Origin of the sequence: Escherichia sp. E2586, from assembly GCF_005781105.1 — a bacterium.
GTDB lineage: Bacteria > Pseudomonadota > Gammaproteobacteria > Enterobacterales > Enterobacteriaceae > Escherichia.
Genome location: NZ_VATN01000019.1, coordinates 214,759 through 240,867 on the forward strand (window position 1 = coordinate 214,759; position 26,109 = coordinate 240,867).

Annotated in this window: 24 protein-coding genes; 15 read left to right on the forward strand and 9 right to left on the reverse strand. The window is 49.3% G+C overall.

Annotated elements, in window-relative coordinates; all coding sequences use genetic code 11:
* Nucleotides 1–16: 16 nt before the first annotated feature.
* Complete coding sequence (locus tag FEK50_RS18370) at nt 17–268, reverse strand: YciN family protein (RefSeq protein WP_130208857.1); 252 nt, start codon at nt 266–268, stop codon at nt 17–19.
* 378 nt (nt 269–646) lie between these two features.
* Here FEK50_RS18370 and topA point away from each other — a divergent pair, with 378 nt between their 5' ends.
* The 6 genes from topA (at nt 647) to acnA (ending at nt 8,111) form a co-directional block, all read left to right on the forward strand.
* Nucleotides 647–3,244 carry a type I DNA topoisomerase gene (topA, locus tag FEK50_RS18375; RefSeq protein WP_130208855.1) on the forward strand — a complete coding sequence of 866 codons (2,598 nt, stop codon included), beginning with the start codon at nt 647–649 and terminating at the stop codon, nt 3,242–3,244.
* A gap of 209 nt (nt 3,245–3,453) precedes the next feature.
* Nucleotides 3,454–4,428: an HTH-type transcriptional regulator CysB gene (cysB, locus tag FEK50_RS18380; RefSeq protein WP_064527218.1), complete on the forward strand. Its 975-nt coding sequence runs from the start codon at nt 3,454–3,456 to the stop codon at nt 4,426–4,428.
* A gap of 319 nt (nt 4,429–4,747) precedes the next feature.
* A complete protein-coding gene (locus FEK50_RS18385; protein WP_212741620.1) occupies nt 4,748–4,888 on the forward strand; it encodes a YmiA family putative membrane protein in 141 nt (46 codons plus the stop codon).
* Between the two features lie 2 nt (nt 4,889–4,890).
* On the forward strand, nt 4,891–5,061 hold the full coding sequence (locus FEK50_RS18390; protein WP_130208853.1) for a hypothetical protein: 171 nt from the start codon (nt 4,891–4,893) through the stop codon (nt 5,059–5,061).
* 115 nt (nt 5,062–5,176) lie between these two features.
* The gene (ymiC, locus tag FEK50_RS18395) at nt 5,177–5,272 is read left to right on the forward strand and encodes a small membrane protein YmiC (protein WP_130208851.1); all 96 of its coding nucleotides are present in this window, start codon (nt 5,177–5,179) and stop codon (nt 5,270–5,272) included.
* 163 nt (nt 5,273–5,435) lie between these two features.
* Complete coding sequence (gene acnA / locus FEK50_RS18400) at nt 5,436–8,111, forward strand: aconitate hydratase AcnA (protein ID WP_131161801.1); 2,676 nt, start codon at nt 5,436–5,438, stop codon at nt 8,109–8,111.
* Nucleotides 8,112–8,173: 62 nt separating this feature from the next.
* Here the strand turns inward: acnA and ribA are convergent, their stop codons facing one another.
* Nucleotides 8,174–8,764 (reverse strand): GTP cyclohydrolase II, encoded by a 591-nt coding sequence (ribA, locus tag FEK50_RS18405; RefSeq protein WP_130208847.1) that lies wholly within the window; start codon nt 8,762–8,764, stop codon nt 8,174–8,176.
* A 168-nt stretch (nt 8,765–8,932) separates the two neighbouring features.
* On the opposite strand from ribA, the gene pgpB reads away from it, so the two are divergent.
* The 5 genes from pgpB to yciH all read left to right on the forward strand — a co-directional run bounded on the left by pgpB (nt 8,933) and on the right by yciH (nt 12,587).
* Nucleotides 8,933–9,697, forward strand: coding sequence for a phosphatidylglycerophosphatase B (gene pgpB, locus FEK50_RS18410; protein WP_130259732.1), 765 nt, complete (start codon nt 8,933–8,935; stop codon nt 9,695–9,697).
* A gap of 148 nt (nt 9,698–9,845) precedes the next feature.
* Nucleotides 9,846–10,154, forward strand: a complete 309-nt coding sequence (lapA, locus tag FEK50_RS18415; RefSeq protein ID WP_130208843.1) for a lipopolysaccharide assembly protein LapA — start codon at nt 9,846–9,848, stop codon at nt 10,152–10,154.
* Between the two features lie 6 nt (nt 10,155–10,160).
* Nucleotides 10,161–11,330, forward strand: a complete 1,170-nt coding sequence (gene lapB / locus FEK50_RS18420; protein WP_130208841.1) for a lipopolysaccharide assembly protein LapB — start codon at nt 10,161–10,163, stop codon at nt 11,328–11,330.
* Between the two features lie 193 nt (nt 11,331–11,523).
* Complete coding sequence (pyrF, locus tag FEK50_RS18425; protein WP_130208839.1) at nt 11,524–12,261, forward strand: orotidine-5'-phosphate decarboxylase; 738 nt, start codon at nt 11,524–11,526, stop codon at nt 12,259–12,261.
* Nucleotides 12,261–12,587, forward strand: a complete 327-nt coding sequence (gene yciH, locus FEK50_RS18430) for a stress response translation initiation inhibitor YciH (protein WP_131161802.1) — start codon at nt 12,261–12,263, stop codon at nt 12,585–12,587. The genes pyrF and yciH overlap by 1 nt, the downstream gene beginning before the upstream one ends.
* Before the next feature lie 126 nt (nt 12,588–12,713).
* On the opposite strand, the gene osmB is transcribed toward yciH, so the two are convergent.
* From osmB to pdeR, 4 genes are all read right to left on the reverse strand, one after another.
* Nucleotides 12,714–12,932, reverse strand: coding sequence for an osmotically-inducible lipoprotein OsmB (osmB, locus tag FEK50_RS18435; protein WP_000498252.1), 219 nt, complete (start codon nt 12,930–12,932; stop codon nt 12,714–12,716).
* Between the two features lie 266 nt (nt 12,933–13,198).
* A complete protein-coding gene (locus FEK50_RS18440) occupies nt 13,199–13,948 on the reverse strand; it encodes a DNA-binding transcriptional regulator YciT (protein ID WP_130208835.1) in 750 nt (249 codons plus the stop codon).
* A 93-nt stretch (nt 13,949–14,041) separates the two neighbouring features.
* On the reverse strand, nt 14,042–14,215 hold the full coding sequence (gene yciZ / locus FEK50_RS18445) for a protein YciZ (RefSeq protein WP_130208833.1): 174 nt from the start codon (nt 14,213–14,215) through the stop codon (nt 14,042–14,044).
* A gap of 148 nt (nt 14,216–14,363) precedes the next feature.
* The gene (gene pdeR, locus FEK50_RS18450; protein WP_131161803.1) at nt 14,364–16,349 is read right to left on the reverse strand and encodes a cyclic di-GMP phosphodiesterase; all 1,986 of its coding nucleotides are present in this window, start codon (nt 16,347–16,349) and stop codon (nt 14,364–14,366) included.
* A gap of 53 nt (nt 16,350–16,402) precedes the next feature.
* Between pdeR and FEK50_RS18455 the strand changes: the two genes are divergently transcribed.
* Nucleotides 16,403–16,525, forward strand: a complete 123-nt coding sequence (locus tag FEK50_RS18455; RefSeq protein ID WP_130208829.1) for a hypothetical protein — start codon at nt 16,403–16,405, stop codon at nt 16,523–16,525.
* 63 nt (nt 16,526–16,588) lie between these two features.
* On the opposite strand, the gene FEK50_RS18460 is transcribed toward FEK50_RS18455, so the two are convergent.
* The 3 genes from FEK50_RS18460 to fabI form a co-directional block, all read right to left on the reverse strand.
* A complete protein-coding gene (locus FEK50_RS18460; RefSeq protein ID WP_130259737.1) occupies nt 16,589–18,523 on the reverse strand; it encodes an exoribonuclease II in 1,935 nt (644 codons plus the stop codon).
* Nucleotides 18,524–18,590: 67 nt separating this feature from the next.
* Nucleotides 18,591–19,718: a CMD domain-containing protein gene (locus FEK50_RS18465; protein WP_131161804.1), complete on the reverse strand. Its 1,128-nt coding sequence runs from the start codon at nt 19,716–19,718 to the stop codon at nt 18,591–18,593.
* 143 nt (nt 19,719–19,861) lie between these two features.
* Nucleotides 19,862–20,650 (reverse strand): enoyl-ACP reductase FabI, encoded by a 789-nt coding sequence (fabI, locus tag FEK50_RS18470; protein ID WP_000506490.1) that lies wholly within the window; start codon nt 20,648–20,650, stop codon nt 19,862–19,864.
* 514 nt (nt 20,651–21,164) lie between these two features.
* On the opposite strand from fabI, the gene FEK50_RS18480 reads away from it, so the two are divergent.
* The 3 genes from FEK50_RS18480 to FEK50_RS18490 all read left to right on the forward strand — a co-directional run bounded on the left by FEK50_RS18480 (nt 21,165) and on the right by FEK50_RS18490 (nt 26,108).
* Nucleotides 21,165–21,728: a TetR/AcrR family transcriptional regulator gene (locus tag FEK50_RS18480; protein WP_130208821.1), complete on the forward strand. Its 564-nt coding sequence runs from the start codon at nt 21,165–21,167 to the stop codon at nt 21,726–21,728.
* 151 nt (nt 21,729–21,879) lie between these two features.
* The gene (locus FEK50_RS18485) at nt 21,880–23,001 is read left to right on the forward strand and encodes an efflux RND transporter periplasmic adaptor subunit (protein WP_131161805.1); all 1,122 of its coding nucleotides are present in this window, start codon (nt 21,880–21,882) and stop codon (nt 22,999–23,001) included.
* Entirely contained in the window at nt 23,001–26,108 is a 3,108-nt protein-coding gene (locus FEK50_RS18490; protein WP_165488997.1) for an efflux RND transporter permease subunit, read from the forward strand. The genes FEK50_RS18485 and FEK50_RS18490 overlap by 1 nt, the downstream gene beginning before the upstream one ends.
* Nucleotide 26,109: the final 1 nt, after the last annotated feature.

A 26,109-nucleotide genomic window follows, 5' to 3' on the forward strand; every position in this document is an offset into this window, starting at 1 on the left:
AACCTCGCGTTTTGCTTTAATCGACCAGATGGTATTTTTCCGAGAGCACATGGGCCAGGTGTTTGAACATATTAAACACCGCGGTGCTTTTCGCTGTCGGCAATCCTTGTTCATCTAAAAAATAATCGCCGCTAAACACCAGCACGCCATTACGCTGCGTGACGCCGGTGGCTTCAATCCCTGCGAGCGTATCCTCATGCTCACGTATGATTTTGTTAGCCTCTTTCAACAGCGTTTCGCGGTCGATGGGTTGTGTCTCTTTGTTCATTATTTACTCCTTAAACAAGGACATTAGTCTACGCCAGGCATGGCTTGCAGACAAATATACCACGCTGACGGCAAGAGCGCCTTACTGGCAACTTTGGATTTTGCATGCTAATAAAGTTGCGTAACGGATTTTATCAGGTACAGTGTGACGCTTTCGTCAATCTGGCAATAGATTTGCTTGACATTCGACCAAAATTACGTCGTGCTATAGCGCCTGTAGGCCAGACCTGTTAACTCAGTCACCTGAATTATCGTGAACAGAGTCACGACAAGGGGTTGATATCCGCAGAGAGCGAGTCCATATCGGTAACTCGTTGCCAGTGGAAGGTTTATCAATGTGCGACGCATTCCTGGAAGAATCAAATTAGGTAAGGTGAATATGGGTAAAGCTCTTGTCATCGTTGAGTCCCCGGCAAAAGCCAAAACGATCAACAAGTATCTGGGTAGTGACTACGTGGTGAAATCCAGCGTCGGTCACATCCGCGATTTGCCGACCAGTGGCTCAGCAGCCAAAAAGAGTGCCGACTCTACCTCCACCAAGACGGCTAAAAAGCCTAAAAAGGATGAACGTGGCGCTCTCGTCAACCGTATGGGGGTTGACCCGTGGCACAATTGGGAGGCGCACTATGAAGTGTTGCCAGGTAAAGAGAAGGTCGTCTCTGAACTGAAACAACTGGCTGAAAAAGCCGACCACATCTATCTCGCAACCGACCTTGACCGCGAAGGGGAAGCCATTGCATGGCACCTGCGGGAAGTGATTGGTGGTGATGATGCGCGCTATAGCCGAGTGGTATTTAACGAAATTACGAAAAACGCGATTCGTCAGGCATTTAACAAGCCAGGTGAGCTGAATATCGATCGTGTTAATGCCCAGCAGGCGCGTCGCTTTATGGACCGCGTGGTGGGGTATATGGTTTCTCCGCTGCTGTGGAAAAAAATTGCTCGTGGTCTGTCTGCCGGGCGTGTGCAGTCGGTAGCGGTCCGCCTGGTGGTTGAACGTGAGCGTGAAATTAAAGCGTTCGTACCGGAAGAGTTCTGGGAAGTGGATGCCAGCACGACCACGCCATCCGGCGAGGCATTGGCTTTGCAGGTGACTCATCAGAATGACAAACCGTTCCGCCCGGTCAATAAAGAACAAACTCAGGCTGCGGTAAGTCTGCTGGAAAAAGCGCGCTATAGCGTGCTGGAACGTGAAGACAAACCGACCACAAGCAAACCTGGCGCTCCTTTTATTACCTCTACGCTGCAACAGGCTGCCAGCACTCGTCTTGGTTTTGGCGTGAAAAAGACCATGATGATGGCGCAGCGTCTGTATGAAGCAGGCTATATCACTTACATGCGTACTGACTCCACTAACCTGAGTCAGGACGCGGTAAATATGGTTCGCGGTTATATCAGCGATAATTTTGGTAATAAATATCTGCCGGAAAGTCCGAATCAGTACGCCAGCAAAGAAAACTCACAAGAAGCGCACGAAGCAATTCGTCCTTCTGACGTCAATGTGATGGCGGAATCGCTGAAGGATATGGAAGCGGACGCACAGAAACTTTACCAGTTAATCTGGCGTCAGTTTGTTGCCTGTCAGATGACCCCGGCGAAATATGATTCCACCACGCTGACCGTTGGTGCAGGCGATTTCCGCCTGAAAGCACGCGGACGTATTCTGCGCTTTGATGGCTGGACGAAAGTAATGCCTGCGCTGCGTAAAGGCGATGAAGATCGTATTTTACCGGCAGTCGATAAAGGCGACTCTCTGTCGCTTGTTGAACTGACTCCGGCACAGCACTTTACCAAGCCGCCAGCCCGTTTCAGCGAAGCCTCGCTGGTTAAAGAACTGGAAAAACGTGGTATTGGTCGTCCGTCTACCTATGCGTCGATTATTTCGACCATCCAGGATCGCGGCTATGTGCGTGTGGAAAACCGTCGATTCTATGCGGAAAAAATGGGTGAAATCGTAACCGATCGTCTGGAAGAAAATTTCCGCGAATTAATGAATTACGACTTCACCGCGCAGATGGAAAACAGCCTCGACCAGGTGGCAAATCACGAAGCGGAGTGGAAAGCCGTACTGGATCACTTCTTCTCGGATTTCACCCAGCAGCTTGATAAAGCGGAAAAAGATCCGGAAGAGGGCGGTATGCGTCCAAACCAGATGGTTTTGACCAGCATTGATTGCCCTACCTGTGGCCGCAAAATGGGTATTCGTACAGCGAGCACCGGGGTATTCCTTGGCTGTTCTGGCTATGCGCTGCCGCCGAAAGAGCGTTGCAAAACCACCATTAACCTGGTGCCGGAAAACGAAGTACTGAACGTACTGGAAGGCGAAGACGCTGAAACTAACGCCCTGCGCGCCAAACGTCGTTGCCCGAAATGCGGCACGGCGATGGACAGCTATCTCATCGATCCAAAACGTAAGTTGCATGTTTGTGGTAATAACCCAACCTGCGATGGTTACGAGATCGAAGAGGGCGAATTCCGCATTAAAGGTTATGACGGCCCGATCGTTGAGTGTGAAAAATGTGGCTCTGAAATGCACCTGAAAATGGGGCGTTTCGGTAAATACATGGCCTGCACCAACGAAGAGTGTAAAAACACGCGTAAGATTTTACGTAACGGCGAAGTGGCGCCACCGAAAGAAGATCCGGTTCCGCTGCCAGAATTAGCGTGCGAAAAATCGGATGCTTATTTCGTGCTCCGTGACGGCGCTGCTGGAGTGTTCCTGGCTGCCAACACCTTCCCGAAATCTCGTGAAACGCGTGCGCCGCTGGTTGAAGAGCTTTATCGCTTCCGCGACCGTCTACCGGAAAAACTGCGTTATCTGGCGGAGGCTCCGCAGCAAGATCCAGACGGTAATAAGACAATGGTTCGCTTTAGCCGCAAAACTAAACAGCAATATGTCTCTTCGGAAAAAGACGGAAAGGCAACTGGCTGGTCAGCATTTTATGTTGATGGCAAATGGGTTGAAGGGAAAAAATAACCTTTAAGTCTGTCAGGTTTTTATAAACAAAGGGTCGCAAAAGCGGCCCTTTTTCATTGCATATTATTTTTTCTACATACCTATACACTAAAGCTATAAATGATATAGTGGTTATAGTTATCACTTTTTTTATTATTAAATCGTATTAGTCACCCGCCAGGTGTGGCGAAAAAACGATGTTCTGATGGCGTCTAATTGGATGGTTTAACATGAAATTACAACAACTTCGCTATATTGTTGAGGTAGTCAATCATAACCTGAATGTCTCCTCAACGGCTGAAGGACTTTACACATCACAACCCGGGATCAGTAAGCAAGTCAGAATGTTGGAAGATGAACTGGGCATTCAAATTTTTTCCCGTAGCGGTAAGCACCTGACGCAGGTAACCCCCGCAGGGCAGGAAATTATCCGTATTGCTCGTGAAGTGTTGTCAAAGGTCGACGCCATTAAATCGGTAGCCGGTGAACACACCTGGCCTGATAAAGGCTCGCTGTATATTGCCACTACCCATACTCAGGCACGTTATGCGCTGCCAAATGTCATTAAAGGCTTTATCGAGCGTTATCCTCGAGTTTCTTTGCATATGCATCAGGGCTCGCCGACACAAATTGCTGATGCAGTCTCTAAAGGTAATGCTGATTTCGCAATTGCCACGGAAGCCCTGCATTTATATGAAGATTTAGTGATGTTGCCGTGCTACCACTGGAACCGGGCCATTGTGGTAACCCCGGATCATCCTCTGGCGGGCAAAAAGGAGATCACGATTGAAGAACTGGCGCAGTATCCGCTAGTAACGTATACCTTCGGCTTTACCGGCCGTTCCGAACTGGACACAGCCTTTAACCGCGCAGGGCTGACGCCGCGAATTGTCTTCACAGCAACTGATGCTGACGTCATTAAAACCTACGTTCGTCTTGGGCTGGGAGTAGGGGTCATTGCCAGCATGGCGGTCGATCCGGTTTCAGACCCCGATCTGGTGCGTGTCGATGCACATGATATCTTCAGCCACAGCACAACTAAAATTGGTTTTCGCCGTAGTACGTTTTTACGCAGCTATATGTATGATTTCATTCAGCGTTTTGCGCCGCATTTAACGCGAGACGTCGTTGATGCCGCCGTTGCACTGCGTTCCAATGAAGAAATTGAAGTCATGTTCAAAGATATCAAATTGCCAGAAAAATAATTACCCACGTTATTTTCGGCATCTTTTTATGTGACAAAGGTGCCGGAATATATTCTCTATTCCTTTTTATTTGTTAGTCGCTCACAATATAAATATCCACAAAATTTTTATGGCAAATCGAGCATAAAGTAGTGTCTATTTATCCGCGTTGCAAACTCCACTCTTCAAATATCTATTTCAGGTCAAAAGATTGAATTATTCACTGGAAACGATTCGTAAATTCGCTGGATTTTTGACTAAAGTTTCATTAGGATTTGTCCTATCATTTGATTAATTACACCAATCGTTTAGCGTCTTTCTGATAAGTGATGGCGATTATATGAGGTTAGCAATGCCTTCTGGAAATCAGGACCCCCGCCGGGACCCTGAATTAAAACGCAAAGCCTGGCTTGCGGTATTTCTTGGTTCTGCGCTCTTTTGGGTGGTTGTCGCACTGCTGATTTGGAAAGTGTGGGGATAACTATGGTCGTTCAGGAGCAACATCAGGAGCCGTCACCATTATGTCAGCAGAATGACAATGCAACGGAAACGAAACGGGATTGTTCCGTCGTTATACCCCATAGCTGGAAACTAACACCGCAACAGCAAGCCTTTATAGAGATGTTTGCTGAAGATGATCAGCAGAAACAATAATTATCATCATTCTTGTTCCCCAATATATTAATGAATATAACGGCTTTTATTACACCACAGCAATAACAGGTTGAGTTATCTCAACATAAAGTAATAACTATTAAGGGTGTAGCCTATGATCACTACAAATACGAAATACTGGTCCTGGATGGGCGCATTTTCTCTGTCGATGCTCTTCTGGGCTGAACTCCTCTGGATCGTTACTCACTGATCCCTGACCCCGCTGCAGCGGGGTTTTCTTTTGCTTTGCCACACGGTTTCTCCTCTTTTATCAATTTGGGTTGTTATCAAATCGTTACGCGATGTTTGTGTTATCTTTAATATTCACCCTGAAGAGAATCAGGGCATCGCAACCCTGTTATTAAGGAGGAGCTATGTCGTCAACCCTACGAGAAGCCAGTAAGGACACGTTGCAGGCCAAAGATAAAACTTACCACTACTACAGCCTGCCGCTTGCTGCCAAATCACTGGGCGATATCACCCGTCTGCCTAAGTCGCTCAAAGTTCTGCTCGAAAACCTGCTGCGCTGGCAGGATGGCAATTCGGTCACCGAAGACGATATTCATGCGCTGGCGGGATGGCTGAAAAATGCCCATGCCGACCGCGAAATTGCCTACCGTCCAGCCAGAGTGCTGATGCAGGATTTTACCGGCGTACCTGCTGTTGTTGATCTTGCGGCGATGCGGGAAGCCGTAAAACGTCTCGGTGGCGATACCGCGAAGGTGAATCCGCTCTCACCGGTCGATCTGGTGATTGACCACTCGGTGACCGTCGATCGCTTTGGCGATGATGAGGCATTTGAGGAAAACGTACGCCTGGAAATGGAGCGCAACCACGAGCGTTATGTATTTCTGAAATGGGGGCAGCAGGCGTTCAGTCGTTTTAGCGTTGTGCCACCAGGCACTGGGATTTGCCACCAGGTGAACCTCGAATATCTCGGCAAAGCGGTGTGGAGTGAATTGCAGGAGGGGGAGTGGATTGCTTATCCGGATACGCTCGTTGGCACCGACTCGCACACGACCATGATCAACGGTCTTGGTGTGTTAGGCTGGGGCGTTGGTGGAATTGAAGCGGAAGCGGCGATGTTAGGTCAGCCAGTTTCCATGCTTATTCCTGATGTGGTGGGCTTTAAACTCACCGGTAAACTGCGTGAAGGCATTACCGCCACCGACCTGGTGCTGACCGTTACTCAGATGCTACGTAAACATGGCGTAGTAGGTAAATTCGTCGAATTTTACGGTGATGGTCTGGATTCACTGCCACTGGCGGATCGTGCAACCATTGCCAATATGTCGCCGGAATATGGTGCGACCTGCGGCTTCTTCCCAATCGATGCTGTCACTCTCGATTACATGCGGTTAAGCGGCCGTAGTGAAGACCAGGTTGAACTGGTTGAGAAATATGCTAAAGCGCAGGGGATGTGGCGGAACGCAGGTGATGAACCGGTGTTTACCAGTACGCTTGAATTGAATATGAACGACGTAGTCGCTAGTCTTGCCGGTCCAAAGCGTCCACAAGATCGTGTTGCGCTGCCTGATGTGCCAAAAACTTTTGCCGCCAGTAACGAACTGGAAGTCAACGCCACGCATAAAGATCGCCAGCCGGTCGATTATGTTATGAACGGGCATCAGTATCAGTTGCCTGATGGTGCGGTGGTTATTGCTGCGATAACGTCGTGTACCAACACCTCTAACCCCAGCGTGCTGATGGCGGCCGGATTACTGGCGAAAAAAGCCGTCACCTTGGGGCTGAAACGACAACCGTGGGTCAAAGCGTCTCTCGCGCCTGGCTCGAAAGTGGTTTCTGACTATCTGGCAAAAGCCAAACTGACGCCGTATCTTGATGAACTGGGCTTTAACCTTGTGGGCTATGGTTGTACCACCTGTATTGGTAACTCTGGTCCGTTGCCCGATCCTATCGAAACCGCGATCAAAAAGGGCGATTTAACCGTTGGCGCGGTACTGTCTGGCAACCGTAACTTTGAAGGACGTATTCATCCGCTGGTTAAAACCAACTGGTTGGCTTCGCCGCCGCTGGTGGTTGCCTATGCACTGGCGGGCAATATGAATATCAACCTGGCTTCCGAACCTCTGGGGCACGATCGTAAAGGCGATCCGGTATATCTGAAAGATATCTGGCCATCGACTCAAGAGATTGCTCGCGCTGTTGCGCAAGTCTCCACTGAAATGTTCCGTAAGGAGTACGCGGAAGTTTTCGAAGGGACTGCGGAGTGGAAGGAGATTAAGGTTGTACGATCAGATACCTACGGATGGCAGGATGATTCGACCTACATTCGCTTATCCCCTTTCTTTGATGAAATGCAGGCAACCCCTGCGCCAGTGGAAGATATTCACGGTGCGCGAATTCTGGCAATGCTGGGTGATTCGGTTACCACTGACCATATCTCTCCGGCAGGCAGCATTAAGCCTGATAGTCCCGCGGGTCGATATCTACAAGGTCGTGGTGTTGAGCGTAAAGATTTTAACTCCTACGGTTCGCGTCGTGGTAACCATGAAGTGATGATGCGTGGCACGTTCGCCAATATTCGCATTCGTAACGAAATGGTGCCTGGTGTTGAAGGGGGGATGACGCGCCATCTACCAGGCAATGATGTTATCTCTATTTATGATGCGGCGATGCGCTATCAGCAAGAGAAAACACCGCTGGCGGTAATTGCCGGGAAAGAATATGGGTCAGGTTCGAGTCGAGACTGGGCGGCAAAAGGCCCGCGTCTGCTCGGTATTCGCGTGGTGATTGCAGAATCGTTTGAACGTATTCACCGTTCGAATTTAATCGGCATGGGTATTTTGCCGCTGGAGTTCCCGCAAGGGGTGACGCGTAAATCGTTAGGGCTGACGGGGGAAGAGAAGATTGATATTGCCGATCTGCAAAATCTGCAACCTGGCGCTACGGTTTCTGTGACAGTAACGCGAGCTGATGGTGTGCAGGACGTTGTGCCGTGCCGTTGTCGCATCGACACTGCAACAGAATTAACCTATTACCAGAACGACGGTATTTTGCATTATGTCATTCGTAATATGTTGAAGTAATTCAACTTTAGTTGCCGGATGTGGATCATCCGGCAAATATATTAAGCCTGTAGCGAACAGGGTTATTTGTTGAACAAATGGCCCATTTTCTCGGCTTTAGTATCGAGATAGTGTTCATTATTTGGGTTACGGCCAACAATCAACGGCACGCGTTCAACAATGTTGATACCCGCTTCGGTCAGAATTTCGACTTTTTTCGGGTTGTTGGTTAACAGACGGACTTCATTAACGCCCAGTAACTTGAACATGTCGGCGCAGAGGGTGAAATCACGTTCATCAGCGGCGAAACCTAACTGATGATTGGCCTCTACAGTATCGTAACCTTGATCCTGTAACGCATAAGCACGGATTTTATTCAACAAACCGATGTTACGTCCTTCCTGACGGTGGTACAGCAAAATACCACGGCCTTCTTCGGCAATATGCGTCAGTGCCGCTTCAAGCTGGAAGCCGCAATCGCAGCGCAAGCTGAACAGGGCATCACCGGTCAGACACTCAGAATGGACGCGTGCCAGGACAGGAGTATGTCCTGAAATGTCGCCATAAACTAACGCGACATGATCGTGTCCGGTTGCCAGTTCTTCAAATCCCACCATCAGGAAATCGCCCCATGGGGTTGGCAGTTTGGCTTCTGCCACACGTTTAAGCTGCATGAAATTCTCCAGATAATGCTGGTTCTGTATTGGCTTATTTTGCCATAACGCGAAGGGGTTCTCCTAATCACGACGCGCCAATCGTTCACTGAATGGCACAAATCTGTCAATTTTTACTGGAGCAGGCATTTTCAGTTATGATTGTGGGAATTATAAAAAGGAGAGGCCATGCGTTCGATTGCCAGACGTACCGCAGTGGGAGCTGCACTATTACTTGTAATGCCGGTAGCTGTATGGATTTCTGGCTGGCGTTGGCAACCAGGAGATCAAAGTTGGCTGTTAAAAGCGGCCTTTTGGATCACTGAAACCGTTACTCAGCCCTGGGGCGTCATTACACATCTGATTTTATTCGCTTGGTTTCTCTGGTGTCTGCGTTTTCGCCTCAAAGCCGCAATTATGCTGTTTACCATTCTGGCTGCGGCGATCCTCATTGGACAAGGCGTGAAATCCTGGATAAAAGATAAAGTTCAGGAGCCGCGCCCCTTTGTGATATGGCTGGAAAAAACACATCATATTCCGGTTGAGGAGTTCTACACTTTAAAACGTGCGGAACGCGGAAGTTTAGTGAAAGAACAGTTGGCTGCAGAAAATAATATACCGGGCTATTTACGCTCTCACTGGCAGAAAGAGACGGGTTTTGCCTTTCCTTCCGGTCACACGATGTTTGCTGCCAGTTGGGCGCTGCTGGCCGTTGGGTTACTGTGGCCGCGTCGGCGAACATTCACCATTGCACTCTTGCTGGTTTGGGCCACGGGAGTCATGGGAAGCCGTCTGCTACTCGGGATGCATTGGCCGCGTGATTTGGTGGTGGCTACATTGATTTCGTGGGCGCTGGTGGCGGTGGCAACCTGGCTTGCACAACGAATTTGTGGGCCATTAACACCACCTCCGGAAGAAAATCGTGAGATAGCGCAACGAGAAGAAGAAAGTTAACGCTGGTTGATTTTCTGATTTTCGCCCTTAAATCACCAACAATGCACGTAGTTGCCATTTCGCAGTCGGCGTGAAAATGGTACTTTAAAGGGCTATTGCGGTAAGTTGACCATAATTTATGCGCTCTAACCACATAACGGGAAGTAATGTGAAATATTTACTCATTTTCTTATTGGTGTTGGCGATTTTCGTGATTTCGGTCACGTTAGGTGCGCAGAACGATCAACAGGTGACGTTTAACTATCTGTTAGCGCAAGGGGAGTATCGTATCTCTACTTTGCTGGCGGTATTGTTTGCTGCGGGTTTTGCTATCGGTTGGTTAATTTGCGGACTGTTCTGGCTGCGAGTTCGTGTTTCTCTGGCGCGTGCTGAACGTAAAATAAAGCGACTGGAAAACCAGCTTTCACCCGCGACTGATGTGGCGGTAGCGCCGCATGCGTCAGTGGCGAAGGAATAACCTTCTATGCTGGAGTTGTTGTTTCTGCTTTTGCCTGTAGCCGCTGCCTATGGCTGGTATATGGGCCGCAGAAGTGCGCAACAAAACAAGCAAGATGAAGCCAATCGCCTGTCACGTGATTACGTGGCGGGGGTTAACTTTCTGCTTAGCAATCAACAAGATAAGGCGGTGGACCTGTTCCTCGATATGCTCAAAGAGGACACCGGCACCGTTGAAGCCCACCTTACGCTCGGAAACTTGTTCCGATCCCGTGGCGAAGTCGATCGCGCAATTCGCATCCACCAAACCTTAATGGAAAGCGCCTCGCTGACCTATGAACAGCGCCTGTTGGCAATTCAGCAACTGGGTCGTGATTACATGGCTGCCGGATTGTACGATCGTGCGGAAGATATGTTTAATCAATTGACTGATGAAACTGACTTCCGTGTTGGCGCTTTGCAACAACTCCTGCAAATCTACCAGGCCACCAGTGAATGGCAAAAGGCGATCGATGTCGCCGAACGTTTGGTTAAACTGGGTAAAGATAAACAGCGGGTCGAAATAGCTCATTTCTATTGTGAATTAGCTCTTCAATACATTGCCAGCGAAGATCTCGATCGTGCCATGACGTTGCTGAAAAAAGGGGCGGCGGCCGACAAAAACAGCGCGCGCGTATCCATCATGATGGGGCGTGTTTTTATGGCCAAAGGCGAGTATGGCAAAGCGGTCGAAAGCCTGCAACGCGTTATTTCTCAGGACAGAGAACTGGTCAGCGAAACGTTGGAAATGCTGCAAACCTGCTATCAGCAGTTGGGTAAAACTGACGAATGGGCAGAGTTTCTCCAGCGAGCGGTGGAAGAAAATACGGGTGCTGATGCTGAACTGATGCTTGCTGACATCATTGAATCGCGTGACGGGAGCGATGCAGCTCAGGTTTACATTACGCGGCAGTTGCAACGTCATCCAACCATGCGCGTGTTCCACAAATTGATGGATTACCACCTCAATGAAGCGGAAGAAGGGCGTGCAAAAGAGAGCCTGATGGTGCTGCGCGATATGGTTGGTGAGAAGGTACGCAGTAAGCCGCGTTATCGCTGCCAGAAGTGTGGTTTTACCGCTTATACCCTTTACTGGCATTGTCCGTCCTGTCGGGCTTGGTCGACCATTAAACCAATTCGTGGTCTGGACGGTCTGTAGTTTTTAAAAAAAATCAACTTTAGTTACAACATACTAATGGTTGTTATCAACAAATGTGCTTCGGTAACTCCTGTATGGAAAAGCCTGACAGGGGAGAAATCGCAACTGTTAATTTTTTATTTCCACGGGTAGAATGCACGCCGTTTACCTTTTTCGCGCCACTTCCGGTGCCCATCATCAAGAAGGTCTGGTCATGACGTTAACTGCTTCATCTTCTTCCCGCGCTGTTACGCGTTCTCCCGTCGTTGTTGCCCTTGATTATAATAATCGTGATGCTGCGCTGGCATTTGTCGACAAAATCGACCCACGCGATTGTCGTCTGAAAGTTGGCAAAGAGATGTTTACGCTGTTTGGGCCACAGTTTGTCCGTGAACTGCAAGAGCGTGGTTTTGATATCTTCCTTGACCTGAAATTTCACGACATTCCCAACACAGCAGCGCACGCCGTGGCTGCAGCGGCTGACTTAGGTGTGTGGATGGTGAATGTTCATGCCTCTGGCGGGGCGCGTATGATGACCGCTGCTCGTGAGGCGCTGGTTCCGTTTGGCAAAGACGCGCCGTTGTTAATAGCGGTAACTGTGCTGACTAGCATGGAATCAAGCGATCTGGCGGATCTCGGCGTGACACTGTCACCAGCGGATTATGCAGAGCGTCTGGCAGCGCTGACACAAAAATGTGGTCTTGATGGTGTGGTGTGTTCTGCCCAGGAAGCCGTTCGTTTTAAACAAGCGTTTGGTCAGGACTTCAAACTGGTTACGCCGGGTATTCGTCCGCAGGGGAGTGATGCTGGAGACCAGCGCCGCATTATGACGCCAGAACAGGCGCTGGCAGCTGGGGTTGATTATATGGTGATTGGTCGCCCGGTGACGCAATCTGCGGATCCAGCGCAAACGCTGAAAGCGATCAACGCCTCGTTACAGCGGAGTGCATAATGAGTGATTCCAACAGCCGTCTGGTCTATTCAACGGAGACCGGACGTATCGATGAACCGAAAGTGGCCCCTTTACGCTCTAAAGGTGATGGCGTTGTGCGTATTCAACGTCAAACCAGCGGTCGCAAAGGTAAGGGTGTTTGCCTGATTACTGGTGTTGATCTCGATGAAGCTGAACTGATAAAGCTAGCGGCAGAACTGAAGAAAAAATGCGGCTGCGGAGGGTCAGTAAAAGAAGGAATTATCGAAATTCAGGGAGATAAGCGTGATTTATTAAAATCAATGCTTGAAGCGAAAGGCATGAAGGTAAAACTTGCCGGCGGTTAACAAAAAAAGCCACGAAAATATTCCGTGGCTTTCGTTTATTTTACTGTGTGTATTATTCAGTTATTTCGTACTGAACAGAGTTAAGCGTATTATAATTGCGAGTCGCTAATCGACATTTATTTACGATTATTTACCGACCTGGTGACCGATAATACCACCGACTGCCGCACCGCCTAACGTACCCAGCGTGCTGCCATCAGTCAGTACTGCGCCACCTAAAGCACCTGCACCCGCACCGATTGCGGTATTACGATCTCGTTTAGACCAGTTAGAACAGGCACTTAGAGACATAGCCAGCGTAATCGCCAGAACAGCCGCGGTCATTTTTTTGCTCGTTACAAACATAATACTCTCTCCTGAATTTATGATTCACGGAAGTAAGCTCTCTTTAACTATAATAGTTAACACGCTTTCTGAAAAAGTTATTTTCCGTGAAATCCTCTCGCGCAGGGTTATATCACGCAGGTGACAGTCACTTCCTGTTATATCGCTAATGTTAAGTTTACAACTTTGAAGTTTTAAGGACAGGTAAATAGTCTTAATTAACAGCCAGGAATCATCTTAGAGCGGATGATTTGCGAAAGTGCAAATCATCCGTAGAGGAGGGGAAATTAATTGTCGACGACGTGAACTGTCAGTCTATTATGCTCAAGATGCAACAGGTGGCTGGCAGGTATCTTCGAGTCGGTAATGACCCGTTTGATTTTCTCAACAGGGCCGATGGAGTAAGAATGTACGGCACCAAATTTTGAGCTGTCCGTCAGAACTATTGCTTCGCACTCTTTTTCCAGCACTGCATTGACTACGTCGGTACGCATCATGTCGCGTCCAGTAAATCCAGTTTCAGGTTGCCAGCCATCAATACCAATAAATGCCTTACTGAAATGAACCTGCTGGATACACTGACGTGTCAGAGGGCCAACCATGCTTTCGCTTTTTTTCTGGTACACGCCACCAAGTAAAATGACTTCACAGGGGGCGTCTTTCAACAAATGCGCAATGTAGCTGCTAACCGTAATGATGGTAACATCTTTCTTCTGTTCGCCTAACGTGCGAGCCAGAAGGGCATTGCTGCTGCCATTTTCAATAAAGATAGTTTCACCTGACTGAACCAGAGCAGCCGCAAACTCGGCAAGTTCACGCTTCAGCGTATAATTACTCATCATCCTGGTTTCAACATCATCGCTATCAAGCGAAACTGCAAAACCATGCGCGCGGCGCAGATAACTCAGTTTTTCGAGGGTGTTGAGATCCTGGCGAATAGTAACTTCAGAAACACCAGTGGCTTTTGCCAGTTCGGTTACGCTAACCTGACCCTGGTCAATGACCATCTGTAGAATTGTTTGTTGTCGGGAATTCATCGCTGTAATTCTTATAACGTTATAATATTCAATAAAAAAGCTGACGCGCCTGGCATCCTTTTCTGCTAAATGGAAAGCCTGAAAGCACGACTGTTAAATCTCCCACGGTGCCTTCGGGATGTCTGGCGTAGATGCAGCAACCTGGCGCAAGAGTTCTGCTTTTAGTATCTCGAGATTATGGATCGCAGAGTGGTGATCGCCCGCCACAAGGATATCTAACACAATATCAATACGTTCGGCAACGCGCTGGGCATCAAATTCAGACATGAGGGCATCCTTATGGCAAATAAAGGCAAAAATGAATAATGCAAAAATTGCCACTAAAAGAGAAGCGTATAGTGGCAAAGGCCAATTTTCATTCGAGAAAATGATATGTGATAAGATTATATATCGCTAATTATATACATTCGTCTCTTTATAAGCGTTTCAGGTAACGTTTAAACCAACGTTCAAAGGCCACGGCAGGCATTGGTTTGGCAAACAAAAATCCTTGCCTCTCATTGATGCCGTTTTTGGTTAAAAAGGCATCTTCTTTTGTGCTTTCCACGCCTTCGGCGATGACTTGCAGATTCAATGCCTGGGCGACGGCGACAATCGCACGCACTAATGACTGCGAGACAGGTTGTTTGTGAATATTACGGACAAAAGCCTGGTCAAGTTTAATCGCATCGATGGGAAAACGGGCCAGTTGCGAAAGCGAAGAGTAACCGGTGCCAAAATCATCCAAATGCACTTGCGCGCCTAACTGACTAAATTGCTGAATGACGGAGAGGGCGAGTTCATCATTTTCTATCAGACAGCTTTCAGTTAACTCGATATCAATAGGGCAGTATTCAAAATTCAGTTCTTGAAGAACCTGCTTCAGATCGGTAAAAAGAGTTTGATCGGCAAACTGGCGAGCAGAGATGTTCACCGCTACCCGCAGATTAATGCCTTTATCACGCCATTTCGCCACCTGACGCACCACATCGAGAATCACCCAACGTCCTAATGGAACAATTAGCCCAGACTCTTCTGCATAGGAAATAAAGTCTAACGGGGGAATGAGTCCGCGTTCAGGCGACTGCCAGCGCACCAACGCTTCCAGGCTTCGAACTTCACCGCGCCAGGTGATTTTTGGTTGATAATGAATAACTAACTGATCGTTTTCCAGCGCTTTACGCAGGTTGGTATCAAGCCAAAGATATTCGAAAACACGTTGGTTCATTTCTGGCGAAAAAACACAGAACTGTCCGCGCCCACCTTCTTTTGCGGTGTACATTGCGGTGTCGGCATGGCGAATAATGGCTGCGCTGTCCATACCATGTTGTGGCGAAAGTGAAATACCGACGGAACAGCCAGTATAAACTTCAATTAAACCAATACGGAAGGGTTGGCGAAGCCGGGTTAAAATACGTGATGCCATCGCTTCCAGTGCGCTTTGTGATGTATTGGGTGCCAGCACCAGAAACTCATCCCCGCCAGGACGCGCCAGCACCTGATCCTGTTCAAGGCAGCTTAAAATGGCCAGTGACACCTCACGTAACAACTGGTCGCCAAATAAATGCCCGTAAGCGTCGTTTACCTTTTTAAAATTGTCTAAATCAAGATATACAACACCAACCTTACAGTCGTTAGCTTGATCAATGGCATGATCGATTAACGCCTGCATGGCGTTACGATTCGGTAGTCCAGTGATGCTGTCGGTATTTGCCAGTATGCGAAGTCGTTCCTGGGCGCGACGCTCTTCGGTAATATCGGTGCCGGAACAGATTAAATAGATCTCATTTTTGCCGCTACCGCTGTGCACAAATTTGTTGCGAAACAGAAATAGCCGTTGACCGTTGCGCGTTGGTATCCAGAGCTCAATTTCATAAGCATTACCACTGCGAAAAAAGCCTCGGTTATTGCGGCTGGATGCCGCAGCTTCACGACGACTCATAAATAGCTTAAATACGCTTTGCCCAATGACATCGTGCTCTTTGAAACCTGTGTATTCTTCACATAATCGATTAAACCGTTGGATATTTCCCCGGCTGTCAAGAATGACTATCGCGGAATGAGCTTCAGACACTACCTGTTCAGCAAAAGAAAGCCCATGCGATAAATCGCGGGCTACTGCAAGTGTGTCATGCCATGCAGACGCGTTGCCGCCCCATTCGCGCTTATTGATTTTTCGTCCAACCAGATGCACAGAAAGATCGCTCTCATTGACGGTCAGACTCATCATCAGGCTGGAAGTGATGACCGTCATTTCCCTGATGCGAGCAGCCTGTTCAGCAGTTAACTGCAAAGTACGTTCAGGTTCTGTGGTTTCGGTGGTGGAAAAGCGCAAAACATCGCTGCTTTCCGATAAACGCCAGTATGGATTGTGCGATCCGAGAAAGTTGTACAACGTTGTGGACTCCCTAACTGTTTTCATGAAGCGTGTCTTCCGGTTAACAGCGGAGTTCGCGATTAAAAGAAAGGTCCAACATGAATTACATAAAATTAGCGACGGCTAAACGTATTGTTTTATTTATATATTTATTTGTAATCCAGTTTTGGAAAAACGCCAGTTTACAAACGAAAGTCTGTGAAAAAAATCTGGGGGGATAAAAACGAATGCGGAGACGAGTAAAGTAAACGGCCCATCCGTAATGAATGGGCCGCAAAAGAATATTACGCTACCGGACGAGCAATAATGCTGCGAGTTTCCATACGAACTTCGGCAATAGTGACGTCGATAACATCGGTTACCTTGTAAACCGTTTCACCTTTAATTTGCACGGTGCCATTTTCCTGACTGCAAACCAGTTCGTCGCGTACGGCGTGTAAGAATGGCGCAGGAATAAAAGCGATAGCGCCATTATCAACCAGACGCACACGCATGCCGCCACGGCTGATATCGACAATTTCCGCCGCAAAACGGGTGTCGGTCCCGGCTTTGTCTTTCAGGAAACGGGCGTATAACCAATCACCGACATCACGTTCCGCCATCCGGTTGAGACGACGACGCTCGGCCATTTGAACGGTGATCTCATCCTGCGGACGCGTCGCCGTTTCGCCTTTGATGACCGCTTTCAGCAGACGATGGTTGATCATATCGCCATACTTACGGATTGGTGAGGTCCAGGTGGCATACGCTTCCAGACCGAGGCCAAAGTGAGGGCCTGGCTCAGTGCTGATTTCGGCAAAGGACTGGAAACGACGAATACGGCTGTCGAGGAAACCGGTCGGTTGCGCATCCAGTTCGCGACGCAGCTTGCAGAAACCATCCAGTGTGAGCACCTCTTCAGCATCGACATGCAGACCGTGCGTTTTTAGCAATGCTGCCAGCGCTTCAGCATTTGCCGGATCAAAGCCCATATGCACGTTATAGATACCAAAACCGAGCTTATCGCGCAGTACGCGGGCAGCACAAATGTTAGCAGCAATCATCGCTTCTTCGACGATACGGTTGGCAATACGACGAGGCTCGGCGACGATATCCAGGACTTCACCTTTTTCACCGAGAATAAAACGGTAATCCGGGCGATCTTTAAACACCAGTGCATGGTTATGGCGCCACTCGCCGCGACGCTGGCAAATTTGCGCCAGAAGGCGAATTTGTTCGGCAATGGCCTCATTTTCTGGCTGCCAGTCGCCGGTGTTTTCCAGCCAGTCGGAAACCTGGTCATAAACCAGTTTCGCTTTGGACTCGATAGTCGCGGCAAAGAACTCGATATTGTCTTCAATGGTGCCATCTGCGGAGAGCGTCATCCGACACGCCAGTACCGGGCGAATTTCATTGGCGCGTAGGGAGCAGAGATCGTCGGAAAGCTCACGCGGCAGCATTGGGATGTTGAAACCTGGCAGATAGTTGGTGAATGCACGAACTTTTGCCGCTTTGTCCAGCTTGCTACCTTCTGCAATCCACGCGGTTGGATCGGCAATCGCCACGATCAGTTGCAGTTTGTCATCCGGGAGCGCCTTCGCGAAGAGGGCGTCATCCATATCTTCCGTGCTGGCGCTATCGATGGTGACAAAATCCAGTGCAGTCAGATCTTCGCGCACCAGACCTTCGTCGAGCATTTCAGTAGCAACGCCGTTCGGCGCTTCTTTTTCCAGGTTATGACGCGCCAGAGTTACCCACCACGGCACGAAGTGATCGTCGCCAAAAGTGATGTACTGCGTGAGTTCTGCATAGAAAGAACGATCGCCTTTCAATGGATGACGGCGCATTTCGGCAACTGCCCAGTCGCCTTCTTTAAATTCATGTGTCAGGCCACGGGCTGCGCGGCAAGGAATGGCATCTTTCAATAATGGATGATCAGGGACAATGGCCAGACGGTCATTCTTGCCCTGAACTTTACCCACGAAGCGGGTTAGAAAAGGTTCAACCAGCTCTTCTGGTTCGGCAGATTCACGATCTTTTTCGCTGTGGATGACTGCGATAATTCTGTCGCCATGCATCACTTTTTTCATTTGCGGCGGCGGAATGAAATAACTTTTCTGTGCATCGACTTCCAGGAAGCCAAAGCCTTTTTCAGTGGCTTTTACCACCCCTTCAGCGCGGGGCGTCTGGGAATGCAGTTGCTGTTTAAGCTGCGCTAGCAGCGGGTTGTCCTGAAACATAATTGTCTATTTTGGTGGCCATTAGAGCGGCTGACAGTTTTACGCGATTCTGTCTGACGCAGCAAGGTTAATATGTTTCACCCAACGCGATTTTTAAGCGATTGATCCAGCCACAAAGCCCGCTCCATACCAACAAATTAATAACCTGTGTTGATGATATTTCGTGTTCGAGTAATGGGCTGAACTGGGCGGCGCTAAAGCGATCGGGTGCTCGGGTCAGCCATTGTATCGCCTGAACGGTAGCGCGCTCAACACAATGGCTATCAGCCCACCGATTAATTTCATTTTCGCCCTGACGTAGAATGAGGATTGCCTCTTTATATTCTGTTGTTGAATATATTTGGCTAGCGAAGCAAGCGGCGCTGCCATTAATCCGCGCGGTTAACAACGTCGCAAGTTGATGGTTGGTTTTGGCGCTAACCAATGTGCTGGCGAATAGCTCCTCAAGGCGTGAAAGTAGAGCTGGGTGAAGATTGAGTATTTCGGTCAGTTGGCTGAGTTCAACCGACGAACTATTCACCGCATCTTCACATGATTTTTCTACGGCGTAGCAGGTACGCCAGCGAGTTGATTCATTCGCAAACAGTGATGCATCGGCGTAGTTTTGCATCTCCAGACCGGGTAGCCAACGAACTGGTTGCTCAAGATAAGCCTGCAATGAGGCAATCACTCGCGCCTGAAAACCGACAAAGCCAATAATTTGGGTAATGAACACACAGTCCCAGGCGGTAAGGCCGACATCTTTAAGATGCTCACGGGATCGACCGTCGATAATAGATGGAGAGAAGGCCAGTTGGCGGGCATATTGTGTGATTTGCGCCAGCCGATGATTACTTTCCCTGGAGGAATCCGGTCCGGGAAGTGGTGTCAGGCGCGCGGAATAGTAGTTGCACAACCGCTGGACGCCGCAGACCTGAGCAACAGTCAGAGCTGTAGACAGGCGTTCATAAGCGGTGAATGTCTGCAAGCGGGTCACGGCCAGCTGAGCCGGGAACAATGCTCCAGCGAGTGCACGTGCGGGTGCCAGCCATGACTGAAAAGGGGCCAGCGTTTGTTCCTCAAGAATCACGTCGAGCAAAAAAGGGTCGTTGACCTTTGCGGCTTCGGGTACAAGTGGCAGAACGTTATGCTCTGAAGTGCTGGATTGGATTTCATGATACCAATGGCTTTTGCCTGAACTGTGGCGTTGTTCCATGGGCGCTCCTTGGTCATAACGGAAATCGTTATCCTGACGCAAGGCGGGAAGGGGAGAAAGACGGATCGGCGATAACAAATATCAGAAAGGTATAACAGAGAAAACGGGCGGCAGAACGCCGCCCATCTTGACCAACAGAACGATTATTTCAGTTCCAGTTCGTTCATTGCAGCGATGCTGAAACCGCCGTCAACGTGGACCACTTCACCGGAGATACCGGCAGAGAGATCGGAGCACAGGAACGCTGCGGAGTTACCCACATCTTCGATGGTAACGGTACGACGAATCGGCGTAACGGCTTCGCAGTGCGCCAGCATTTTACGGAAGTCTTTGATGCCGGAAGCGGCCAGCGTACGGATCGGACCTGCGGAAATGGCGTTAACACGCACACCTTCCGGCCCCATTGCGTTGGCCATATAGCGCACGTTAGCTTCCAGAGACGCTTTTGCCAGACCCATAACGTTGTAGTTCGGGATAGCGCGCTCAGCGCCCAGGTAGGAAAGGGTCAGCAGAGCAGAGCCCGGATTCAGCATGGAGCGGCAAGCTTTTGCCATTGCAACGAAGCTGTAGGAGCTAATGTCGTGGGCAATTTTGAAGCCTTCACGAGTTACGGCGTTAACATAGTCGCCATCCAGCTGATCGCCAGGTGCAAAACCAATAGAGTGTACGAAACCGTCAAATTTCGGCCAAACTTTACCCAGCTCAGCGAACATGGTGTCGATGCTGGCATCTTCGGCAACATCGCACTGCAGAACGATGTCAGAACCTAATTGAGCGGCAAATTCTTCTACGCGGCCTTTCAGTTTGTCGTTCTGGTAGGTGAATGCCAGTTCAGCTCCTTCGCGGTGCATCGCCTGAGCGATACCGTAGGCGATGGACAGTTTGCTGGCAACACCGGTTACCAGAATGCGCTTACCGGAAAGAAAACCCATAGCTTTAATCCTTATTGTTGATGCTTGTTGTGCCTGAAAATCAGGCGATTCGTCGTTTTAGTAAACAGTACGAACAGATAAACGGTTATTATAATCAACCTGGCTGTGGGTGGCTATAGTTGCGCTTTCTGTACCGGAGAGAATCAGCAGTCCAGAGCATTTTGCGACGCCTGCAAGGGGCAGGTTGTGGAAATATCTTATAGCGTCTGGCTTTAAAACTATTCGTATTACTTCCGGTAAGTTTGATGATAAAACAGACGCGGATTTATCAGGTCCGGCGTTTGTTGTGTCATCGACGATTAATAATCTGGCGACAACAAGTCGCGGTCTTATCTCTGACAAATAGCCCCCAATTTAATATTGTCAACTATCTTCACAGAATCTCCACAATCTCTTCATTATCAGAATATACACCATGAATAAGATAAAAATACTTTCCCTCACTTTGGAGAAATGTATAATTGGCAAAAATGAGAATGATCGTTCTCACTAAGTGAAAGGACAGGAGACAGAAATGACCAGCAAGCTGGAGATACGTCACAAACAGCGTCAGGATGAAATCATCAACGCTGCCCGTCGGTGTTTTCGTCGTTGCGGTTTTCACGCCGCCAGTATGTCGCAAATTGCCAGCGAAGCTCAGCTTAGCGTGGGTCAGATATATCGTTACTTCGCCAATAAAGACGCCATTATTGAAGAGATGGTTCGCCGTATCATCGACTTTCGTATTGCCCAGATGGACATTGACGCGCGTACCGATCACTTCCCGGAAGTTCTTGCTTTGCGGAAATCCTTAAATGAGGACGACGACGCGTTGATGCTGGAAGTGGCTGCAGAAGCCACACGCAACCCACGGGTGATGGCGATGCTCGAGGAAGCTGACGCCAGAATGTTCGCTAACGGTTGTGCGCATATGAAAAGAATGCATCCCCATCTTAGCGATGAGCACATTCGTTGCTGCGTTGAAGTGCTTGCCACCATGATGGAAGGTACGGTTTATCGTCGCTTAACACCGCAAAAAAGCGATCCCCAACGTTTGCAAAAAATATATCAGGACATTGTTAGCATGTTGATAAATTAATAAGAAAAGAATTAACCGGTAGTGGGGGATATTAATCCCCCTTATTTCATTGCGAAATTCATTTCGCGATGCGGGCTCGTTATATCTGAATATCCCTGACATATCCTCATTAATTTTAATGGGGAGGGTATTGTTCACCCTGGAGAAAATAATGAAGTATATAGCAACGTCTGTAGTGGCAATGCTACTCTTATCTGGTTGTGATAATACGCAAAATAACAATTCATCCTCGTCGGAAACAGAAGTGGGCGTTGTTACGCTCAAATCTCAACCGGTTTCGGTAGTCAGTGAATTAACCGGGCGCACCAGTGCGGCACTCAGTGCTGAAGTACGTCCGCAGGTTGGGGGAATTATCCAGAAACGCCTATTTACTGAAGGCGATTTGGTTAAGGCTGGACAACCATTGTACCAAATTGATGCGGCCAGTTATCGGGCGGCATGGAATGAAGCCCGGGCAGCATTACAACAGGCACAGGCACTGGTAAAAGCCGATTGCCAGAAAGCGCAGCGTTATGCCCGACTGGTGAAAGATAACGGTGTGTCACAACAGGATGCTGATGATGCTCAGTCTACCTGCGCACAAGATAAAGCCAGTGTTGAAGCGAAAAAAGCCGCACTGGAAACCGCGCGCATTAATCTTGACTGGACCACGGTAACCGCGCCGATTTCGGGGCGTATTGGCATTTCGTCGGTGACCCCTGGCGCACTGGTGACCGCGTCGCAGGATACGGCGTTAACGACTATTCGTGGTCTGGATACAATGTATGTCGACCTCACTCGCTCAAGTGTCGATTTATTACGTCTGCGCAAACAGTCACTGGCGACCAACAGTGACACCATGAGCGTCTCACTTATTCTGGAAGATGGCACAACCTACAGCGAAAAAGGGCGTCTGGAACTCACCGAAGTCGCTGTGGATGAGTCTACCGGCTCGGTGACATTACGGGCGATTTTCCCCAATCCACAACAACAGTTATTACCAGGCATGTTTGTTCGCGCTCGTGTCGATGAAGGCGTGATGGAAGACGCTATTCTCGCGCCTCAACAGGGCGTCACGCGCGATGCTAAAGGCAATGCAACTGCGCTGGTGGTGAATAAAGACAATAAAGTAGAGCAGCGAACGCTCGAAACGGGAGAAACGTATGGTGATAAATGGCTGGTGCTGAACGGCCTGCATGACGGCGACCGACTGATTGTTGAAGGTTCCGCCAAAGTAACTTCAGGGCAGACCGTCAAGGCTGTTGAAGTTCAGGCTAATGGAGGCAACGCCTGATGTTTTCGCACTTTTTTGTTCGCCGTCCGGTCTTTGCCTGGGTTATCGCCATTTTGATTATGTTGGCGGGTATTCTGGCCATTCGCACATTACCCGTCGCGCAATATCCTGACGTTGCGCCGCCGACCATAAAAATTTCAGCCACTTATACCGGTGCTTCAGCCGAAACGCTGGAGAACAGCGTGACCCAGGTTATCGAACAGCAACTCACCGGGCTGGATAATTTGCTCTATTTTAGCTCAACCAGCAGCTCTGATGGTTCGGTCAGTATTAATGTGACCTTTGAACAAGGTACCGATCCCGACACTGCACAGGTTCAGGTGCAGAATAAAATTCAGCAGGCTGAGTCACGCTTACCGAGTGAAGTGCAGCAAACGGGCGTCACAGTGGAAAAATCACAAAGCAACTTTTTGCTGATTGCTGCCGTGTATGACACCACTGACAAAGCCTCCAGTTCGGATATCGCCGACTGGTTGGTCAGTAACGTTCAGGACCCGCTGGCGCGCGTTGAAGGTGTGGGGAGTCTGCAAGTCTTTGGCGCAGAATATGCTATGCGCATCTGGCTTGACCCGGCCAAACTGGCGTCTTACTCGCTGATGCCTTCAGACGTGCAGAGTGCTATCGAAGCGCAAAACGTGCAGGTTACTGCCGGGAAAATTGGGGCATTGCCCTCGCCGAATACTCAGCAACTGACGGCGACAGTACGTGCGCAGTCTCGTTTGCAGACGGTGGATCAGTTCAAAAATATTATCGTGAAAAGCCAGTCAGACGGCGCAGTTGTTCGCATAAAAGATGTGGCTCGCGTTGAGATGGGCAGTGAAGATTATACCGCGATCGGCAAACTTAACGGTCACCCGTCTGCCGGGGTTGCTGTAATGCTTTCGCCCGGTGCGAATGCGCTGAATACGGCGACGCTGGTCAAGGATAAGATTGCTGAATTCCAGCGCAATATGCCGCAGGGGTACGCCATCGCATACCCGAAAGACAGCACTGAATTTATTAAAATCTCCGTAGAGGACGTAATTCAGACGCTGTTTGAAGCCATCGTACTGGTGGTTTGCGTGATGTATTTATTCCTGCAAAACCTGCGCGCCACGCTGATTCCGGCGTTAGCTGTCCCCGTCGTTTTGCTGGGCACATTCGGCGTTCTTGCGTTGTTTGGTTATTCGATTAATACCCTGACGTTGTTTGCAATGGTGCTGGCGATCGGCTTGCTGGTGGACGATGCCATTGTGGTGGTGGAGAACGTCGAACGCATTATGCGTGACGAAGGGTTGCCCGCGCGTGAAGCCACGGAAAAGTCAATGGGCGAGATTTCTGGCGCACTGGTTGCTATTGCGCTGGTGTTGTCAGCCGTATTCCTGCCGATGGCCTTCTTTGGGGGATCTACGGGAGTAATTTATCGTCAGTTTTCGATAACCATTATCTCCGCAATGCTGCTTTCCGTGGTGGTGGCATTGACCTTGACTCCCGCGCTGTGCGGTTCCGTCCTTCAGCATGTTCCACCGCATAAAAAAGGCTTTTTCGGCGCATTTAACCGCTTTTACCGCCGTACTGAAGATAAATATCAGCGAGGCGTAATTTATGTCCTGCGCCGTGCTGCCCGAACGATGGGTGTTTATGCCGTGCTGGGTGGCGGAATGGCCCTGATGATGTGGAAACTGCCGGGCAGTTTCTTACCCACTGAAGACCAGGGCGAAATCATGGTGCAGTACACGCTGCCAGCTGGGGCGACCGCGGCTCGTACAGCAGAAGTGAATCGCAAGATTGTTGACTGGTTCCTGGTAAACGAAAAAGCAAATACCGATGTCATCTTTACCGTTGATGGTTTCAGTTTTAGCGGCAGCGGACAGAATACCGGGATGGCGTTTGTCTCGTTGAAAAACTGGTCACAACGTAAAGGGGCAGAAAATACCGCCCAGGCTATCGCCTTACGGGCAACCAAAGAGTTGGGCACAATTCGTGATGCCACGGTATTTGCCATGACGCCGCCAGCCGTTGACGGACTGGGGCAAAGCAATGGCTTTACGTTTGAATTAATGGCAAGTGGTGCGACTGACCGTGAAACCTTACTTAAAATGCGTAATCAGTTGATTGAACAGGCTAATCAAAGCCCTGAATTGATTTCTGTGCGCGCCAATGACCTGCCGCAAATGCCGCAATTGCAGGTAGATATCGATAACAATAAAGCCGTATCGCTGGGGTTGAGCTTAAGCGATGTCACCAACACGCTGGCCAGCGCGTGGGGCGGTACTTATGTGAATGACTTTATTGACCGTGGTCGTGTGAAGAAAGTCTACATTCAGGGCGACAGTGAATTTCGTTCCGCGCCGTCAGATTTAGGGAAATGGTTTGTGCGCGGTAGCGATAACGCCATGACGCCGTTCTCTGCTTTTGCCACTACCCGTTGGATCTATGGCCCGGAAAAACTGGTTCGCTACAACGGTTCTGCGGCTTATGAAATTCAGGGGGAAAACGCGACTGGCTTTAGTTCCGGCGATGCAATGACAAATATGGAGGAACTGGCAAACAGTCTTCCTGCGGGAACGACCTGGGCCTGGAGTGGTTTGTCATTGCAGGAGAAACTGGCCAGTGGTCAGGCATTAAGTCTGTACGCAGTCTCTATTCTGGTGGTTTTCCTCTGTCTTGCAGCCCTGTACGAAAGCTGGTCAGTTCCGTTCTCGGTCATTCTAGTGATCCCACTGGGGCTTCTTGGCGCGGCGCTGGCGGCCTGGATGCGTGATTTAAACAACGATGTTTACTTCCAGGTGGCGCTATTAACCACTATCGGCTTGTCGTCGAAAAACGCCATTCTGATTGTTGAATTTGCTGAAGCGGCAGTTGCTGAGGGCCATTCCCTGAGTCGGGCGGCATTACGCGCGGCGCAGACTCGTTTACGCCCAATCATCATGACCTCGCTGGCGTTTATTGCGGGGGTAATGCCGCTGGCGATGGCGACCGGCGCAGGTGCGAACAGCCGTATCGCCATTGGTACGGGCATTATTGGCGGTACGCTGACCGCTACGTTGCTGGCTATTTTCTTTGTTCCTCTGTTTTTTGTACTGGTGAAACGTTTGTTTGCCGGTAAACCGCGCCGTCAGGAGTAAG